This window comes from Virgisporangium aurantiacum (assembly GCF_016863635.1).
Taxonomy (GTDB): domain Bacteria; phylum Actinomycetota; class Actinomycetes; order Mycobacteriales; family Micromonosporaceae; genus Virgisporangium; species Virgisporangium aurantiacum.
On sequence record NZ_BOPG01000044.1, the window covers coordinates 242498 to 258399 of the forward strand.

Genomic DNA, 15902 nt, shown 5'->3' on the forward strand with positions numbered 1-15902 from the left:
CAGCACGTGGCGCGCCCCAGACCACGGCGACTGGTCGGCGTTGCATTGGATTCGAGACCTCAGCAGCCCGCACCCCGACTCAAGCGCCCGCCTCGCGGCAGGGAACCTCCCCCCGGAGATACGGATCGCCACGCGCTTGGCGTGCGGCCCACTGCCGGCAACGACGCCGGTCACATCCGACGTGTCGCGGGCATTGCTACGCACGCTCAGTCGGTCACCGATTCGCGATCTCGTCTCCGCGGTGACCCACGTCGAGGGCCTTGCCTGGCGCCGGTACCAGGGGCACGGCCGGATTTCATTCGCCGCTGTGCTAGACGATGGCGAGCAGGCACCGACAGCCTGGGCGAGATTCAACCCACCACCGCCTTCGAGCGTCCAGATGTTCGGCGACCCCGCGTGCGCCGACTTCGTCCTCGCGATCGAGCCACGAACTCGTCACGGCGACGTACACCCGCCGGCCGACCTTCCTTTCTGGTTTCGTTGGCTGATTCGAACACTGTCGGTTCCCGCCGCCGTGCGCAACCTCGCCGCTGAGGAACTCGGCCTGTCGACCGCCGCGGACCCACCTGACCGGGTGGGAGTCTTCTTCAGTACTCCGCGCGCGCTCACCGAGTTGGTGGACGTCGGCGATCACCCACGTGTCCCTGGCAGCCACATCTCCCAGCGCTTCACCGCCGGTGCCGTCGCCGATCCCGACGGACAGGATGCGGCGGCGACCACACGAGAGTGGATCATGCAGCTGTGCGATCGCGACCTGCCGCTCGATGGTTACGAGCACACTCTGCTCACGCTGGGGGCGTGACCACCCGGCAAAGCATCCGCGCGATCGTCGTCACCCTGATCACCGCCGGCCGGATCATGGCGCCCATCGCCGAGGCGACCGCCCACCTCACTGCTGCACGCGCCGGGTGGACGCCGGCGCCCCGGCATCTGAGGCGAGCCGCCCGCGAAGGCCGTTGCGCTTTACACCGGCGACCCCGACGTCCCCGAACTGTGTGACGCGTGGCCACCTCACTATCAAGGTTGTGACACCCGGAGGCCAAGACCGGCGGACTCGACAGACTCGACGAGCTGCCAAATATTGATGAAGGCAGATCAATTGCTATGACCGAGACGGCGCGACGTGATCAGTGTCCACGAAGGCAGTCGATCGGCGCCGCTTGTGACGGCCTGCATCCACGCCGGCCCTCCGTTCAGGGTCGACCGTTCGGGTGGCTCGGCGTCGACAGCAACCAGGTGCGCCGATACGGTGACGGGATGTCCTTGGGGCATTCGATTCGAACGTTGAGCGCCTACGGGTACCGCCTCGGCGGACCGGGTGCCTGGAACCTGCACCGGGTCAACGTGGGCGATGAGCTTCGCACCGGCTGGTACGACGAGCGGAATCCGCTGCACGACTTCGCGCGTGCGCCAAGGCGGCAACCCTTGCCCGTCTGGGCGGGCCGGTCAGCGGGCCGGCCGATGTCGAAGCTGCCGTTCGCGTTCATGGAGGCGCTGGACGTGTCCCCACCGGGCTGGACTCGCGAGATAGGCGCCCCACCGATCCTGAGCCATCACCTGCCCGCCACCCCGGAGCTGCGTTCGCTGGACCGGGTCGCGGTCGCCCAGTACGTCCTCGTCGTCGGCGACTCACTGCTCGACCGGGATGAGGAGGAAGCGGCCTACTACCGCGACGACGACAGCTTCGTCCTCGATCCGGCACTCGGCCTGACCGGCGATCCCCGCCTTGACTGGGATGGGGTCCTCATCGCGGCCCTCACCGGACTCGGCCTCGAACCCGTCGGGATGCCGGACTGGCTCTGGTATCGGGTCGCCTGGACCGGCGAGTGAGTCCTCCTCACATTGCGCCCCGTTCGGGTGAGGCACGCAGCGGTGACTGCCGGGTGTTCTTCGTGACCGGTGTGTCGGGGGCGGGCAAGTCGACGGTGGCGTGCAGGCTGTCGGCGTGGGGTCACCGGGCGGTGAGCCTGGACGGCGACGGCCGGCTGTGCTCCTGGGCGGCGCTCGACGGTCGTCGTGTGGTCCGGCCGGCCGAGCCCGACGCGGCGTGGCTGGCTTCCCACCGGTGGGTGTGGGATGTGACCCGTCTCGATGAGATCATCGCGGCGGCCTGCGGTGATGGCGTTGAGACGTTGTGGCTGTGTGGGCAGGCCGCGAACGCTGGCGAGTTGGTGGACCGCTTCGACGCCTGCTTCCTTCTGGAGATCGACCAGGCCACGATGCGGCACCGGATGACCGTGGGCGCGGGGCGGGGTAACGATTTCGGGCGCGTCGGCGCGTCGTTGGATGTCGCGTTGGCCGGGTACCGCGAGTTCATCGTGACGTGGCGGCGGCTGGGTGCGGTCCCGGTCGACGCCATGCAGGACATTGACCAGGTCTGCGAAGACCTGCTGGTGGCCGCAGCCTTCGCCGCGTTGAACCGGCCCAGCTGACTCACGGCGTCGGCGTTGCTTGGCGACTGACCCGATGCGACGCACGGGGCGAAGCACCAGTCGCAATGCTGACCGATGAGCGTGTCGCACGGCCACCCATCGCCCATACAACCTGATTGGCGGTTGAACCCTTGCCGAACGAATCCATGACTGTCCGAGCCGCCCATTCGGATGACACGCCCGCGATCGACCGCGCCGCGGACCTGCGCGCGGCGCTCGCGGAACAGCTCCGCGCCGACGCAAAGATCATCAACCCGGCCGTCGAGGCGGCCTTCCGGACGGTCGCCCGGGAACGGTGGTGCGTCTCGCCGCCGAACCCGTCCCCGCGCACAGTGGTCGTCCCATGCAGTTGCAGCGCCCACCAGGCTGCCGTGGGCGGCCGGGTAAGCAGCCGGATGGGCAAGGTCGCGATCCGCCGGGCTCAGATCGGGAGGGATCTCCAGCCGACTGCCGTCGGCAGCCGCCGGCCACTGACACTGGTGAACATGTCCGCGACCGAAGTGGAGGCGTCGTACGACGACAGTGGATGCCGCGGTCCGTCGCCGTCGGCGTCCCCGATCACCGCCACCACCAGTGCAAGCTCACCGCGCTGAGCGGCACCGGCCAGGAACCGGTCCCGTTCGGCGACGCCACGGTTGTGGAAGCGCCCTGGCTCGATGGCGACCGCACAGTCGCTGGTCTCCATACCGAGCCAGCGCGGTTGCAGGCCGTGCTTCTCCCAAGCCAAGTCACCCGATACCCGTGGAGCTCGTTCGCGACGTTCGACATCCCGCCGATGTTGGCGCTCAGCCAGCGGCATCCGCTCGTGTTCGGAGTTGGGCTCGGGCTGCCCGACGTGTACCGGCACCAGGCCGGTCGAGGGAGAACTCACGAGAGCCAAGGCTAGTGCGCACCCACTCCAGACGGACGCGGATTTTCGCGCGCACGACCGCGTGGGTGCCGCCGTGGTGCTTGCTGGAGAATGTGCATCGACGACGAACGCGTGAGGAGATGGCATGACACCGGAAGGTCTGATCCGGTTGGCGATGCGGGGGATCTCGATGTCAAGCGGCGGCAAGCGCGTCGCTCTCTACCTGGATAAATCGATGCTCCGCGACGGGGAGTACCTTCCGATCATCGTTGTGGAAAGCGAACCGCGTTGCCGTGGGTTTCCGGCCGATGTTGCGGAAACCGCTGCGAACTGGTTCGGCCGTGTCTACAGGAACGCCCAGGAGCGAGTGAACCAGATCAATGAGGGCTTCGGGATCGACGAGGACGAAGTGCTCGCTATGGCGATCGGGGCCGCAAAGGCGGCGGCGGGCCGGCAGAGCAGCGGTGATCCTGACAGCTAACTTGATCACACCGGGCCGGCGTGCGCCGGATCGTAGTCGCCTGGCGTGGCGAAGGTGGCGGTGGCGGTGGCGTCGTCGTTGAGGTGCAGGCCGACGATGAGCGTGTCGCACAGCACCCGCCGCAGGGGTGCGTCCGCGTCGCGCACGATCCGGGCAAGGTGCGCCGGGACGTGGTCGACCTGGTCGCGGGTGGGTTCGCCGGGGTCGTCGTCGAGTCGCAGGAGCAGTTCGCCGCGGCGGCGACGCAGTCGACGGATCTCCTCGGCCAGTTGGTCAACCCGCCGGGACACGGCGACGCCGGAGAGCTTGTCGTTCTCGAAGTCGGCGAGGTACTTGTCGACCGCAGCGTCCTTGGTGGCCAGTAGCCCGGTGACGGTGGCGAGTTCCTGTTCGGTAGCGGTGCGGGCGGCGCGGTAGGCGACGCGGGCGGCGTCGATCGCTTCGGTGAGCAGGTCGGTGTGGCTGGCGTAGAAGGCGCACAGCGCGGTGAGGACCTGTTCGTCGAGGTGGTCGGCGTCGATGCGGGGCGCGGGGCAGTGCTGGACGCCGTAGCGGCTGCGGGTGGCGCAGGTGTAGTAGCGGTAGATCCGGTGTCGGCCGGTGGCGTTGCTGCCCAGGTAGGTGTGGCCGCAGCGCGGGCAGGTGATTTTTCCGCTGAGGTGGTAGTCGGTGGCGGCGGCGGCTTTGCGGGCGGGGTTTTCGCCGCGGTCGGTGAGGATCCGGTCGGCCAGCTCGAACGTCTCCGGCGCGATCAGCGGCTCGTGCGCGCGTTCGACGACGACGGTGCGGAAGTGGACCTCGCCCAGGTAGGCGCGGTTGATCAGTACGTCGGTGACGGTCTTGTGGCTCCATGGGCGTCCGCTGCGCCGGTGCAGGCCGCGGCGGTTGAGGTCCGCGGCGACGGCGCGGGTGCCGAGGCGCCGGTAGGTGTAGAGGTGGAAAATCTTGGCGACGATCGCCGCCTCGTGCTCGCGGGGCAGCAGGGTGTGTTCGGCGGGGTCGATGGTGTAGCCGTACGGGGTGGTACCGAGCGTCCATTTGCCTTTGGCGGCCTTGCGTTCCATGCCGCCGACTACCCGCTCGATGATCAAGGCGCGTTCGAACTCAGCGAACACCGCGAGCATCTGGACCATCATGCGGCCGGCCGGGGTGGCGGTTTCGAACGTTTCGGTGGCTGAGCGGAACGCGACGCCTACCTTGTCGAGTTGCTCGACGAGGTAGGACAAGTCGCGGATGCGGCGGGTGAGCCGGTCGACGCGGTGGACGAGCAGGATGTCGAACGCGCCCGCTCCGGCGGCGGTCAGGGCGTCGGTGAGGCCAGGCCGGTCGAGGGTGGCGCCGGAGGCGTCGTCGGTGAAGGTGGCGACCAGCCGCCAACCGGGCTGGGAGTTGATGTAGGCGTGCAGCCGGGTCTGTTGGGCGTCGAGGGAGAACGGCTGGTGTTCGTCGTCGGTGGAGCGGCGCAGATAGATCGCCACCCGCAGCTCGGCATCGACGCCGACGCCGGCGGCGGCGCGGGCGACGGCGCGGGTTCTGGTTCGTCGGGCCATGCGACTCCTGGAAGGGCCTTCCTGGGGTCGGGCCGGGGACCGGCCCGACCCCACTGCGGGTTACTCGGGTTCCGCCGTGCTTCGCCTGCCGGACCGGTCCCGATCGCGGCTGCGGGGCTCGCGGGTGGGTCGGCGCCGGCCGCCTCGTGCGCTGCTGGGCAGCCGGGGTGCGGCGATGTCGAAGTCGGCGAAGGCGACGACCATGCGGGCGAACAGCCGCCCGACCGGGCTGGAGGTGTCGACCGTGTCGTCGGCCGAGCGCAGCACGACCCGCGCCCGGTCCAGCGCGTGCAGGATGCGAGCCAGTTCGGGCATGCGCCGGGTGAGCCGACTCAAGTCATGCACGAGCAGCACGTCGTACCGGCCGGTGCGGGCGTCGACGAGCGCCCGCCGCAGGCCGAACCGCGGCGTCTGCTGGTTGGGGCGCATGTCGACGTACTGCCCGCTGAGCTGGTAGCCGGGTTGGTCGGCGATCCAGGCCAGCAGGGTGTCCTGCTGCCGGGTGATGGCGTCGTCGTGGCGGCCGTGGACGTAGGTGGAGACCCGGATCGGTGCGGGGTCCCGGGTGTCGTGCGGCCGGTGGGGGTTGGTGGGCTGGGCCATGAGGACTCCTCTGGTCATTGATCGGGACCGGTCATTGATCGGGACTGGGCGGATCGCCCGGTGCCGGATCGGGGCTGGGGTTTGCTGCCGGGGACCGTCGCCACCAGGCGACGATCATCGCGGCGAGCGTGTTGACGGCCTGTTCGTGCTGGTCGGCGTTCATCGGCGCGGTGTCCGGCTCGGTCAGAACGGGGCGCAGGACCCGCCGTTGCGTCCCGGCTCCTGCCGGCGGCCCGGCTGCCACGGCAGCCGAGGCTGCGGCGGGGCGGGCACGGTAGCGCGACTCGCGCCCATTCGACGACATCCGCCGAGCGACGGAGGCGTCCGGCGCCTGGCCCGGCGGTACGCCGTCCGGCGGTACGGGGGAAGGCTTCGGGCGGCTCATCGGCGCCCGGCCGGGTCGGCGTCGGAGGGCCGGCGCAGGATGGCGATGTAGTCGTGTTGCGGCAGCAGCGCCGGGCGGCCCTTGGCGCGGGTCTGGCGGGTGACGTGCAGTTGGTAGAAGGAGTGCCGGGCCAGCAGCCGCCCGTCGCGGGCGGCGGCGTGGCTGGCCTTGCGGTCCTGGACGAACTCGAACCCGACGCCGACGGCGGCCCGCAGGATCTGTCCGGGCAGATCGTGCAGCAGATGGTCGCGTCGCCACGGCCGGGACACCACGGCGAGGAAGCCGCCGGGGGCCAGCAGCGGCCAGCAGCCGTCGAGGACGGCGGTGATGCCGTCGAGGAGCCCGGTCCGTCGACGGTGGGCCAGGTTGGTCGGTTGTTCTGCCGGGTGCCCGGCTGCGTCCGGTGTGCCGTACTGGTTGTGGAAGCGGGTCAGCGGGCCGCGGCGGTGCTCGACCCGGCCGTGCATGGTCCGCCCGTACGGCGGCGAGGTGAGCACGAGTTGGAACCGGCCGCGCAGGCTGGTCGGGATGCCGCGCGGCAGCCGGGTGGCGTCGGCGGTGATGATCCGCCCGGTGCCGGTGCCGCCCTGACTTCGGGCCAGGGCGATGTTGGCCCGGGCCAACGCGACCCAGCCCGGTTCGATCTCCACCCCGAACGCGTGCCGGCCGACGTGGATGGCCTCCACGTGGGTGGTACCGACGCCGGCGAGCGGATCGAGGACCCAGTCGCCGGGATCGGTGTAGTCCTCGATCAACGACTTGGCCAGATCGGGGGCCATCCGAGCCGGGTGGGCCCCAGAACCGGCGACGAACCGGCCGCGACGCTGCGCGGCCAGGCTGCGCTGCCCGACCATCAACACCGACACCCGCAGGCTCGGATCCACCGTCGCCGGGATGGCCGGCAACTCGCCGAGCACGCCGCTGGCGCTGGCCGGGTCGAGCAGGGCGACATGCCCGCGACGCGGCTCAGCCATGGCGGCCTCCCCGTATCACGAACACATAGAGGTCGATATGCACGACGAGGTCGTCGGCCAGGCGCAGAGTGGCCGCATCGGCCGGGGCGGCGGGCACGTCGAGCCGGTCGCCGTCGACGTCGGCGGTGATCGCGACGATCTGTTCCACCCAACCGAGCCCGGCCTGGCGGGCGGCGGGGACCAGCTGCCACAGGTGCGCGACGTTCGCCGCGGTGACCGGTGGGACCGCGACGATGGTGTAGCCGTCGGCGGCGAGCAGGATCCGGCAGGCGGTGAACAGGTCCACCATCGCCGCGACCTCCATTGGCGGCCCGGCCACGGCCGGCCCCGACACACCGGCGCCGTCCCGGGAGGCGGGTGGCCAGGGCAGCATGATCATCTGGACGGTGCCGGCCACGTGGTCGAGGTCGGCGAGCCGGTCGGTGGCGTCGACCGGCAGGTAGCGGCGTCCGCCTGCGCCGGCCGCGCCGGCGATGGCCGGGTCGTGGCCGAGGGACACGATGGTGTCGCCGACCCGGGTGTACAGGCCGACGAGGAGTTGGGCGGTACGACCGGTCAATCCGTCGCTGTGGTGGTGGCCGTACGGGTCGCCGTCGTCGGCGACGCGCCAGACGGTGATCGGCACCGGCGGATCGCCGGGCACGACGTCGATGACGCCGCTGGCGATCAGCTGCGACAGGCCGAGCGGATCTTCGGCCACGACATTGCGGCCGGCGGTGTCGCGGGCGCGGCTGTGCGGCGCGTCGCGGATGGGATCGTGCGGTGCAGTCATGGGCGGGTATGGCTCCCGCGCCGGATGGGCTCTGTTCACGCCAACGCATGGCCCAACTGGCCCCGCCCCGCAGCGGTCAGGGCGTGCCGGGCACCCAACTGCAACCCAACTGGGCGGCGGAGCGCGAACCCAACCGCCGCCGCCGGTTGGCCACCGGCTACCCAACCGGCACCGGGCCCGGTACCCAACTGGCCAGTTGGGTACCCCGTTGGGTACCCAACTGATCCAACTGGCATGACCCAACTGGCGTCTGTCGGAGCGGCGCAACGGCGCCTGGGTGCTGGCGATTGTGGATCATCCTCCGGCAGCGGTCCCGTGCCGGCCCGGACACCCCGGCCCGCCGACGGTGCCGCCGATCCCGGTGGCCGCACCGCACGGCCCGCACCGGTACCGGTGGCCGGTTCGGGGACCGGCGCCGGTACCGGTCCGGTCCCGACACCGGTCCTGGCTGCGGTCGCCAGGACCGGTCGCCAGGACCGGTCGGTGGTCCGGCGACCGGCCGCGGTACCGGTCCCGGGACCGCGGTTCAGGACCGGTCCTGGCGCCAGGACCGGTCCTGAACCGCCGTCCGGAGGTTTCGCCGCGGACGCGTTCCCGGGCGTGGCACACCCCGGTTGACCGGAGCCCGCACCGCCGGGCCGTCACGGACAGTGCGCGACGGCGGCTGGCGTGCCCGGTCCCTGGGGCCGCGGCACAGGGCGCTCAAGGCGTTCGGCGTGGCCCTTGCCGAAGCCACCGCCGCGGGCAGCGACTCAAGCCACTAGCAGCTCGCAACCTATGCGGGTGGTTGGGTCGGGCCACGTGTGTTGCCCGCGCGGGCGGCCGGCGCGGCGTCGTGGTTGATCGAGGACTCCGGCGCAGGCTGTGCGCGCATTCCATCGCCACCGGATCGATCGCTGACGGTAGTCGGAAGGTCGGTGAGCGTCTGGCCCTGCGACTCGGGCGAGTTCCTGTCCGTCGGGCGCTCGGACCGGTCGGCGGCAAGGGTCCGCGTGCGGTCCCGGTGCGGTCCTGGACCGGTCCCGGCGGTCCTGGACCGCCCCGGGACCGCGGTGCGGGACCGGTCCTGATGCGGTCCCGGACCGGTACCGCCCGCCGTGCGGTACGCCGCGGCTCGGCACCCCCAGGACCGGACCGCGTACCGCTACCGGTCCTGGGCGGTACGCGGTCGGGGACCGGCCCAGGACCGGTACGGTCCTGACGTAGGACCGTACCGGTCCCGGCGCCTGGGCCCGGGCGGTTCCGCCCGCACGGAAAGCCGGTCCAGGCGCGGCGTGGGTCCGCGGATGGCGGGCGCCGGACCGGCAACCGGCCACCCGTCCGAGCGGCCCGCTTGGGCGGGTGAGCGGGCCGTCGGCGCGGACTCGACCGTGTCCCGGCCGCCCTCGGCGGGCCTGGTTGGGTAGCGGCGCGCCAACCGACCCAACACGACCGGGTTGACCTGCGCAAAGCCGTCCGGAGGCCGCCCTCTGCCGCCACCCGGTCGCACCCCGGGCGGCACCGGTTGGGTGGACGGTCAACCCGCGGCTGAGCTGCACCCAACACACCAACCACGGCCGCGTCCGGCCCACCGCACCGTGATCGACCTCCGCCGGTGCTGGTTGGCCAACCCGTTGGGTCGGCGTGCGCCGATAGGAGGCGACACCCGCGCAGCCGCCCGCCGGCGGCGTGCGAGACCCGAGACCCGAGACCCGAGACCGGGAGCACACCATGGCGAAGACCTCATCGAATCACTGGCCCGCGTCGCCCCTCGCGGCGGCCGAGCGCGCGTTCGAGTGGTTGACCTGCGACCCTGACCCGCCGCTGGTGTTCGACGCCCGCGGCGTGACCGGCCTTCCGCCGCGCAGCCTGCCGCTGGGCGAACTGCGCCGCCTGCTCATCTCCGAGTCCACCTCCCGCCCGGTCCGCGACCGGGTGTGGCGCGACGTGGTGCTCCTCGCCCGTGAGGGCGGCCCGGACTGGGTGATTGCCGCGGTGGGCCTGGCCATGCCGGGGCTGCGGCGGGCCGCCGGCCGCCTGGCCACCGGCTGGCACGGCGACACCAGCGACTTCGACGCAGAACTCCTCACCGGCTTCCTGGACCGGCTGCGCACCGTCGACCTGGACGAACCACGCATCTGCGGGCGGCTCATCGACGCCGGCGCCCGCGCGGTGAAGGCCGCCCGCGAGTGGGACGAGGACACCGACATCGTGCACGTCGGCGGCGCCTGGTCGGTGCCACCGCACCACCCGTGGGACCACCCCGACTGGGTCCTCGCCCGCGCGGTCGCGCTGGCGGTCATCGACCCCGACGAACACCTGCTGATCTCCGCCACCCGCCTGGAAGACGTCCCGCTGCGGGTGGTCGCCGACAAGCTCGGCATCAGCGTGCCGCTGGCCGCCGCGTGGCGACGCAAGGCCGAGCGCAGGTTGGCCGAGGCGATCGGCCTCGGAGAACTGACCTGGGCACCGCATGCGCTGCCAGAGCAGGTACGCAAGCGCCGCGCCGCCAACGCCGCGTCGGCGCGGCGTCGCGCCGGCCGGCCAGCGTCGCCGTCCGCCAACACAGCGGCGGCGCCACGGACGTCGAAGATGACCGGCGCTGCCGCCTGACACACCACGGTTGCGCCGCATGGCGGGGCGACGACCCGAGCAGGGGTCGTCGCCCCGCCTTTGCATTTACGGCCCCCCGGAACGGCGACTGTTCGGCGCCCGGTTGGGTGGCCCGGGCGGGTGCGGGCTGGATCAGTTGGGTCAGTTGGGTGCCCGAACGCGGGCGGGTGCTGTGTTGGGTACCCAACCGGAGCCCTTGGTTGGCAAGGAATCACCGGAAGAGCCGTCCCACGGTGGGCGGCCGGGTTGGTGGTTCCCCGCGCCACCCAAGGGCAGGGGTGCCGGCTGGCCGGCAGTGGGCCTGTTCACCCCTATTTCCTCTGCGGCTTGTGAAGGAGCACGGCTCCCACGGCCGGCATCCCTGACTCCTGAGTGACGCCTCCATCCATTCCGGACACGCCCCACCCCCGGTGGGGCGGGAGGTGGAAACCACCCATGAACCCCAACCGCACTCGCAGCCACGCCGTCACCCGCGCGCTCACGCGGCTCCAGGTCGACGCCGTCAACCCCAGCGCCAGCAGACCGGCCACAACACCGGCCAGCACGCCGGCGATCGTCTCCGTTGTCGCGGTTGTCTGCATCGCCGCGACCCTGCTGCTGTTGGTCGGTGGAGATCCGGCCCGGGCCGAGCCTGCGCCGCCGGCACCGCCTACTCCACAGGACCTACCCACCGTGATCAACAACGCCCGGCTGTGGATCATGGGGATCATCGCCGCGGTCGCGACGTTCTTCCTGACCGTCGGCGGCGCCCGCTACATGATGGCCGGTGGTGATCCGCAGGAGGTCGAACGGGCCAAAGGCTCGTTCAAGTCCGCCGGGATCGGCTACGCGCTGGCCCTGCTGGCACCGGTCATCCTGACCATCCTCAACAAGATCCTCGGCGGCTGACCGGCGATGGACTGGTTGTTCGAGGGCATGCTCGCCGCGTTGGGCGGCGCGGCGGGGCAACTGATCACCGCGCTATGGGACCTGCTCGACGCGGGCATGTTCATCTCCCCGGACGCATCCCAGCTGCCGCAGGTCGCGGCGTTGAGCAACCGGTCGACGCTGATCGTCAACGCCTGTTTCGTGCTGGCCGTCATCACTGCCGGGGCCACGGTGATGACCCACGGGAGTATTCAGGTCCGCTACGGCATCGGCGAACTGGCGCCGCGGCTGCTACTGGGCTTTCTCGGCGCCAACTTCGCCACCCCGCTGTGCCGTGGCCTGGTCGCCGGGGCGAACTCGTTGACCGAGGCGCTGACCGGGGACAGCCTGCGCTCGCAGGACTCCTTCAAACACATCCTGCGGGTGTTGAATACGGCACGGATCGACACCACCAGCGCACTGCTGCTGGCTGTGCTCGGGCTCATTGTCGCCGGCCTGACCGGCATGCTCGTGATCCTGTGGCTGGCCCGCCTCGGCGTGTTGATCGTCTGGTTCGGGGTCGCCCCGCTCGCCCTGGCCTGCCACGCCACCCCATTCACCGACCCGATCGCCCGGCTGTGGTGGCGCACCGGTCTGGGGTGTCTGGCCACGGTGACGCTGCAGGCGTTGGCCCTGCACGTCACCGTGGACATCTTCCTCGACCCCGACGCCAACCTGGCCGCCCTCGGCCTCCCTGCGGACAGCAACAACATGATCAACCTGTTCATCGTGTGCTGCCTGCTGTGGGTCGTCGTGCGCATCCCCGCCCTCGTCCGCCGTCACGTCAGCAGCGGCGGTGACGGCGGTGGGGCGGTCACGATGGCCCGGGTGCTGCTCATGCAGGCAGTGACCGCCATCGCCCGCGTTCCCGTCGGTGGCCGGGCCGCCGCCTCGGCCGCCCGCCGTGGCCGTGGGGCCATGAATCCGCCGGGGTCGGTGGCCACCACGATCATCCCGTTCTGGAAGTCCCGCATGCCCCGACCGACCCCCGGCGGCGGGGGTGCCGCCGGCCTGGCGACGGGCGGTCGCAGGTCAACATCGGCCAGTTCTGCCGCGGGCGCATCGACCGGGTCCACGCCGCGATCGACGCCGCGATCAACTCGGCCACCGATCCGGGCCGCCGGTGTCACGGCGACGTCGCCACCGACCGGGCCCCGCCCGGTCATCCCGCCGGGTGTGAATCCAGCCACCGCGATGCCCAAGACCCGCCCGGTACGGCCGCCCGTCACCGGCCCCTGGAACCGTCCATCGATGCGGGGCGCCGGTGTGACGCCGCCACCTGCGGCGCCTCGCCAGGTCGTGCCGCCGGGTCTGAATCCGGCCACGGCGATGCCCAAGGTCCGGCCGGTACGGCCGCCGGTCACCGGTCCATGGAACCGCTCACCCCGCCGGCCCTGACCGACAGCACTCACACGGGATACCAGCATCCACCCGGCACTCGTCCGGCACTCGCCCGGCACCGCCGGGTGGGTGTGGTGCCGGCCCGGCGGGCGCCACCAGGTCTTCAATCCACCATCATCAACTTTCGACGGAGTCCACTGTGGACAGTGAAGTTCAGGTTAATGCCCGTATTCCCGCCGATGTCGAGGCTCCAGACCGCATCCTGTGGAATTTGACCGCCCGGCAGGTGGCCATCCTGGCCACCGCCGCGGCCGTCGGTTACCTGTTGTGGCAGGCGCTCGGCGGCCGGCTGCCGCTGCCCGTGTTCGCGGTCGTGGTCATCCCGCTCGCCGGGGTGACGGCCGTCCTCGCGATCGGCCGCCGTGACGGGCTGCCGCTGGATGCGTGGCTGTGGGCCGCGATCCGCTCCCGGCGCGGTCCGCAGCGGCAGGTCCCCGCCGCCGACGGCATCGACGCCGTCCCGGCGTGGGCACCGGCCGCCGCGGACCTGCCAGGTCCGCGTCCGCAGGTGCTGCGGCTGCCTGCCGAGGCGATCAGCGACGACGGCGTCATCACCCTCACCGACGGCGCCGCGACCGTGCTGGTCGCGGCGTCCACGGTCAACATCGGCCTGCGCACGACGGCGGAGCAGGCCGCCATGGTCGCCGGCTACGGCCGGTGGCTCAACTCGTTGACCGGCCCGGTCCAGGTCGTGGTCTCCGCGCAGCGGGTCGACCTGACCGGTCACGCCCAACGGGTCGCCGACGCCGCGCAGTCCCTGCCCGATCCGTCTCTCGCGGACGCGGCCATGGACTACGCCCGTTTCCTGCACGACATCGCCCAGCGGCGGGATCCGTTGTGGCGCACCGTCACCATCGCCTGCCGGGCCACCGGATCGCACGCCGCCGCCGAGGCGATGCGCCGCGCCGAACACACCGCCACCGCTCTGGCCGCCCTCGGATCGCAGACCCGGGTGCTGGACGGCCCCACCGCCCTCGCGGTGCTGACCGCCGCGGTCGACCCCTACGCCGGCGGCGACGCCAGCTGGCCCCGCGCCACCCCACACACCCCGATCACCGGAGAGCCCTATCCGGAGGAACTGTGAACATCCTGACCAGAAACCGCAACGCCCGCGCAGGCAACAGTGCCGGCAGCAGTGCCGGCGGCCGGGTCGAGACTGGACCGCAGCGTCGGCGGTTCGGCCGGCGGGTCGGCCGGCGCGGCACTGCGGCCGACGGGGCGGCCGAGGTGGCCGCGGTCATCGGCCCGGCCGCCGTCGATGTCGCCGCGAGGCATCTGATCCTCGGCGACGGCTACGCCGCGGTCGCCGCGATGACCGGCTATCCGCCGGAGCTCTCCCTGGCCTGGCCGGACATCCTGCTGTCCTGGCCGGGGCGCCTGGACTGGGTCGAACACATCGAGCCGATCCCGGGCGCCAGTGCCGCGGCGAAACTGCGTACCCAGCGGGCCCGGCTGGAGTCGGCCCGCCGGCTGGACTTCGACAAGGGCCGCCTCGGCGACCCGGTCACCGACGCCGCGGCTGAGGACGCCGCCGACCTGGCCGACCGGGTCGCCCGCGGCTCGGCGCGGCTGTTCCGCGCCGGGCACTACCTGTGCGTGCACGCCCCCACCGAAGACGAGCTCGTCGAGGCGGTCGCCGAGGTCCGGGCCGCCGCATCGTCGGTGTTGCTGGACACCCAACCGGCGACGTGGCGGCAGCTGCAGGGCTGGACCTCCACCCTGCCGCTGGGTGTGGACTCGTTGCGGATGCGGCGGGTGTTCGACACCGACGCCCTCGCCGCGGCGTTTCCGCTGGCGTCGGCGGACCTGCCGGCGCCGCTGCCCGGTGACGGTGTGCCATCCGGCGGTGTCCTGTACGGGCTCAACACCGCGTCCAACGGGGTGGTGTGGTGGAACCGGTGGGCGCAGGAAAACCACAACTCGGTCGTCTTGGCCCGCTCCGGCGCCGGCAAGTCCTACCTCGTCAAGTGCGAGGTTCTGCGGTCGCTGTACGACCGGGTCCAGGTGTCGATCATCGACCCCGAGGACGAGTACCTGCGCCTGGCCGAAGCGGTCAGCGGCACCGCCATCCAGCTCGGCGCCCCCGGCATCCGGATCAACCCGCTCGATATCCCGCCCGGCGACCGCCGCGCCGACGCACTCACCAGACGGGCGCTGTTCCTCCACACCCTGGTCGCGGTGCTGCTCGGCGAGCAGCCGCCACCGGGTGAGCGGGCCGCGTTGGACAAGGCGATCAGCGCCACCTACGCCGCCGCCGGCATCAACAACGACCCGAACACGTGGGCCCGGCCGGCACCCTTGCTGCGCGACCTCACCACCACCCTGGAGGACGCCGCAGACCCGGCCTCCGCCACGCTCGCCGCGCGTCTGTCGCCCTGGGCGACCGGATCGTTTCGGGATCTGTTCGACGGTCCCACGACGTTCCGGCCGCGTGGGCACCTGGTGGTGTGGTCCACCCGGCAACTCGCCGACGAACTCCGCGCCCCCGGCATGCTGCTGGCGCTCGACGCGATCTGGCGTGACGTCGACGTACCCACCAACACCCGCCCAAACGGCGGGACATCCGGGTTCGGTGCCAGTCAGCTCGGGGCCCGCCGGCTCGTCGTCGTCGACGAAGCCTGGACCCTGCTGAAGGAAAATGAAGGCGCCAAATTCCTGTACCGGCTCGCCAAGGCGGCGAGGAAGCGGCGTGCCGGTGTCGCGGTGGTCACCCAGGACGCCGCCGACCTGCTCGGCTCCGATCTCGGGCAGGCGGTCATCGCCAACGCCGCCACTCAGATCCTGATGCGTCAGGCCCCGCAGGCGATCGACCTGATCGCCGAAACCTTCGCCCTGACCGGGGGCGAAGCCCGCATGCTGCTGTCCGCGGGACGCGGCGAGGCCCTGCTGCTGGCCGGCAGCCACCGGGTCGCGTTCCAGACCGTGGCGTCCACCCGCGAGCACCAACTCGCCGCCA

General features: G+C 71.7%; 15 protein-coding genes. 9 read left to right on the plus strand and 6 right to left on the minus strand.

Going from position 1 to position 15902, the window contains the following annotated elements:
* Positions 1–241 precede the first annotated feature (241 nt).
* The 3 genes from Vau01_RS33110 (at position 242) to Vau01_RS33120 (ending at position 2432) form a co-directional block, all read left to right on the plus strand.
* Positions 242–802: a hypothetical protein gene (locus Vau01_RS33110; protein ID WP_204000827.1), complete on the plus strand. Its 561-nt coding sequence runs from the start codon at positions 242–244 to the stop codon at positions 800–802.
* Positions 803–1257: 455 nt separating this feature from the next.
* Positions 1258–1830, plus strand: a complete 573-nt coding sequence (locus tag Vau01_RS33115) for a hypothetical protein (RefSeq protein WP_204000829.1) — start codon at positions 1258–1260, stop codon at positions 1828–1830.
* 53 nt (positions 1831–1883) lie between these two features.
* A complete protein-coding gene (locus Vau01_RS33120; RefSeq protein WP_204000831.1) occupies positions 1884–2432 on the plus strand; it encodes a nucleoside/nucleotide kinase family protein in 549 nt (182 codons plus the stop codon).
* Between the two features lie 421 nt (positions 2433–2853).
* Here Vau01_RS33120 and Vau01_RS33125 read toward each other — a convergent pair whose 3' ends face one another.
* The gene (locus Vau01_RS33125) at positions 2854–3303 is read right to left on the minus strand and encodes a hypothetical protein (protein WP_204000833.1); all 450 of its coding nucleotides are present in this window, start codon (positions 3301–3303) and stop codon (positions 2854–2856) included.
* Between the two features lie 124 nt (positions 3304–3427).
* Here Vau01_RS33125 and Vau01_RS33130 point away from each other — a divergent pair, with 124 nt between their 5' ends.
* Positions 3428–3763, plus strand: a complete 336-nt coding sequence (locus tag Vau01_RS33130) for a hypothetical protein (protein ID WP_204000835.1) — start codon at positions 3428–3430, stop codon at positions 3761–3763.
* Between the two features lie 5 nt (positions 3764–3768).
* On the opposite strand, the gene Vau01_RS33135 is transcribed toward Vau01_RS33130, so the two are convergent.
* The 5 genes from Vau01_RS33135 to Vau01_RS33155 all read right to left on the minus strand — a co-directional run bounded on the left by Vau01_RS33135 (position 3769) and on the right by Vau01_RS33155 (position 8047).
* Positions 3769–5313, minus strand: coding sequence for a recombinase family protein (locus tag Vau01_RS33135; protein WP_204000836.1), 1545 nt, complete (start codon positions 5311–5313; stop codon positions 3769–3771).
* A gap of 60 nt (positions 5314–5373) precedes the next feature.
* Complete coding sequence (locus Vau01_RS33140) at positions 5374–5916, minus strand: recombinase family protein (RefSeq protein ID WP_204000838.1); 543 nt, start codon at positions 5914–5916, stop codon at positions 5374–5376.
* A gap of 31 nt (positions 5917–5947) precedes the next feature.
* Positions 5948–6160, minus strand: coding sequence for a hypothetical protein (locus Vau01_RS33145; RefSeq protein WP_204000839.1), 213 nt, complete (start codon positions 6158–6160; stop codon positions 5948–5950).
* Between the two features lie 137 nt (positions 6161–6297).
* Positions 6298–7275, minus strand: coding sequence for a DNA methyltransferase (locus tag Vau01_RS33150; RefSeq protein ID WP_204000842.1), 978 nt, complete (start codon positions 7273–7275; stop codon positions 6298–6300).
* Positions 7268–8047, minus strand: a complete 780-nt coding sequence (locus Vau01_RS33155; RefSeq protein WP_204000845.1) for a hypothetical protein — start codon at positions 8045–8047, stop codon at positions 7268–7270. Before Vau01_RS33155 ends, Vau01_RS33150 begins: the two co-directional genes overlap by 8 nt.
* A gap of 1710 nt (positions 8048–9757) precedes the next feature.
* On the opposite strand from Vau01_RS33155, the gene Vau01_RS33160 reads away from it, so the two are divergent.
* The 5 genes from Vau01_RS33160 to Vau01_RS33180 form a co-directional block, all read left to right on the plus strand.
* Entirely contained in the window at positions 9758–10639 is an 882-nt protein-coding gene (locus tag Vau01_RS33160) for a sigma-70 RNA polymerase sigma factor region 4 domain-containing protein (protein WP_204000848.1), read from the plus strand.
* Positions 10640–11074: 435 nt separating this feature from the next.
* On the plus strand, positions 11075–11527 hold the full coding sequence (locus Vau01_RS33165; RefSeq protein ID WP_239152040.1) for a pilin: 453 nt from the start codon (positions 11075–11077) through the stop codon (positions 11525–11527).
* 6 nt (positions 11528–11533) lie between these two features.
* Positions 11534–12943 (plus strand): hypothetical protein, encoded by a 1410-nt coding sequence (locus tag Vau01_RS33170; protein ID WP_204000851.1) that lies wholly within the window; start codon positions 11534–11536, stop codon positions 12941–12943.
* Positions 12944–13085: 142 nt separating this feature from the next.
* Complete coding sequence (locus Vau01_RS33175; protein WP_204000853.1) at positions 13086–14030, plus strand: PrgI family protein; 945 nt, start codon at positions 13086–13088, stop codon at positions 14028–14030.
* Between the two features lie 143 nt (positions 14031–14173).
* On the plus strand, positions 14174–15902 hold a 1729-nt coding region (locus Vau01_RS33180), incomplete at its 3' end, for a VirB4 family type IV secretion system protein (protein WP_204000901.1).

Coding starts and splice junctions, on each gene's coding strand:
- Vau01_RS33130 (WP_204000835.1), top strand. CDS start 3,428: ATGACACCGGAAGGTCTGATCCGGTTGGCGATGCGGGGGATCTCGATG.
- Vau01_RS33155 (WP_204000845.1), bottom strand. CDS start 8,047: ATGACTGCACCGCACGATCCCATCCGCGACGCGCCGCACAGCCGCGCC.
- Vau01_RS33150 (WP_204000842.1), bottom strand. CDS start 7,275: ATGGCTGAGCCGCGTCGCGGGCATGTCGCCCTGCTCGACCCGGCCAGC.
- Vau01_RS33135 (WP_204000836.1), bottom strand. CDS start 5,313: ATGGCCCGACGAACCAGAACCCGCGCCGTCGCCCGCGCCGCCGCCGGC.
- Vau01_RS33170 (WP_204000851.1), top strand. CDS start 11,534: ATGGACTGGTTGTTCGAGGGCATGCTCGCCGCGTTGGGCGGCGCGGCG.
- Vau01_RS33140 (WP_204000838.1), bottom strand. CDS start 5,916: ATGGCCCAGCCCACCAACCCCCACCGGCCGCACGACACCCGGGACCCC.
- Vau01_RS33160 (WP_204000848.1), top strand. CDS start 9,758: ATGGCGAAGACCTCATCGAATCACTGGCCCGCGTCGCCCCTCGCGGCG.
- Vau01_RS33165 (WP_239152040.1), top strand. CDS start 11,075: ATGAACCCCAACCGCACTCGCAGCCACGCCGTCACCCGCGCGCTCACG.
- Vau01_RS33115 (WP_204000829.1), top strand. CDS start 1,258: ATGTCCTTGGGGCATTCGATTCGAACGTTGAGCGCCTACGGGTACCGC.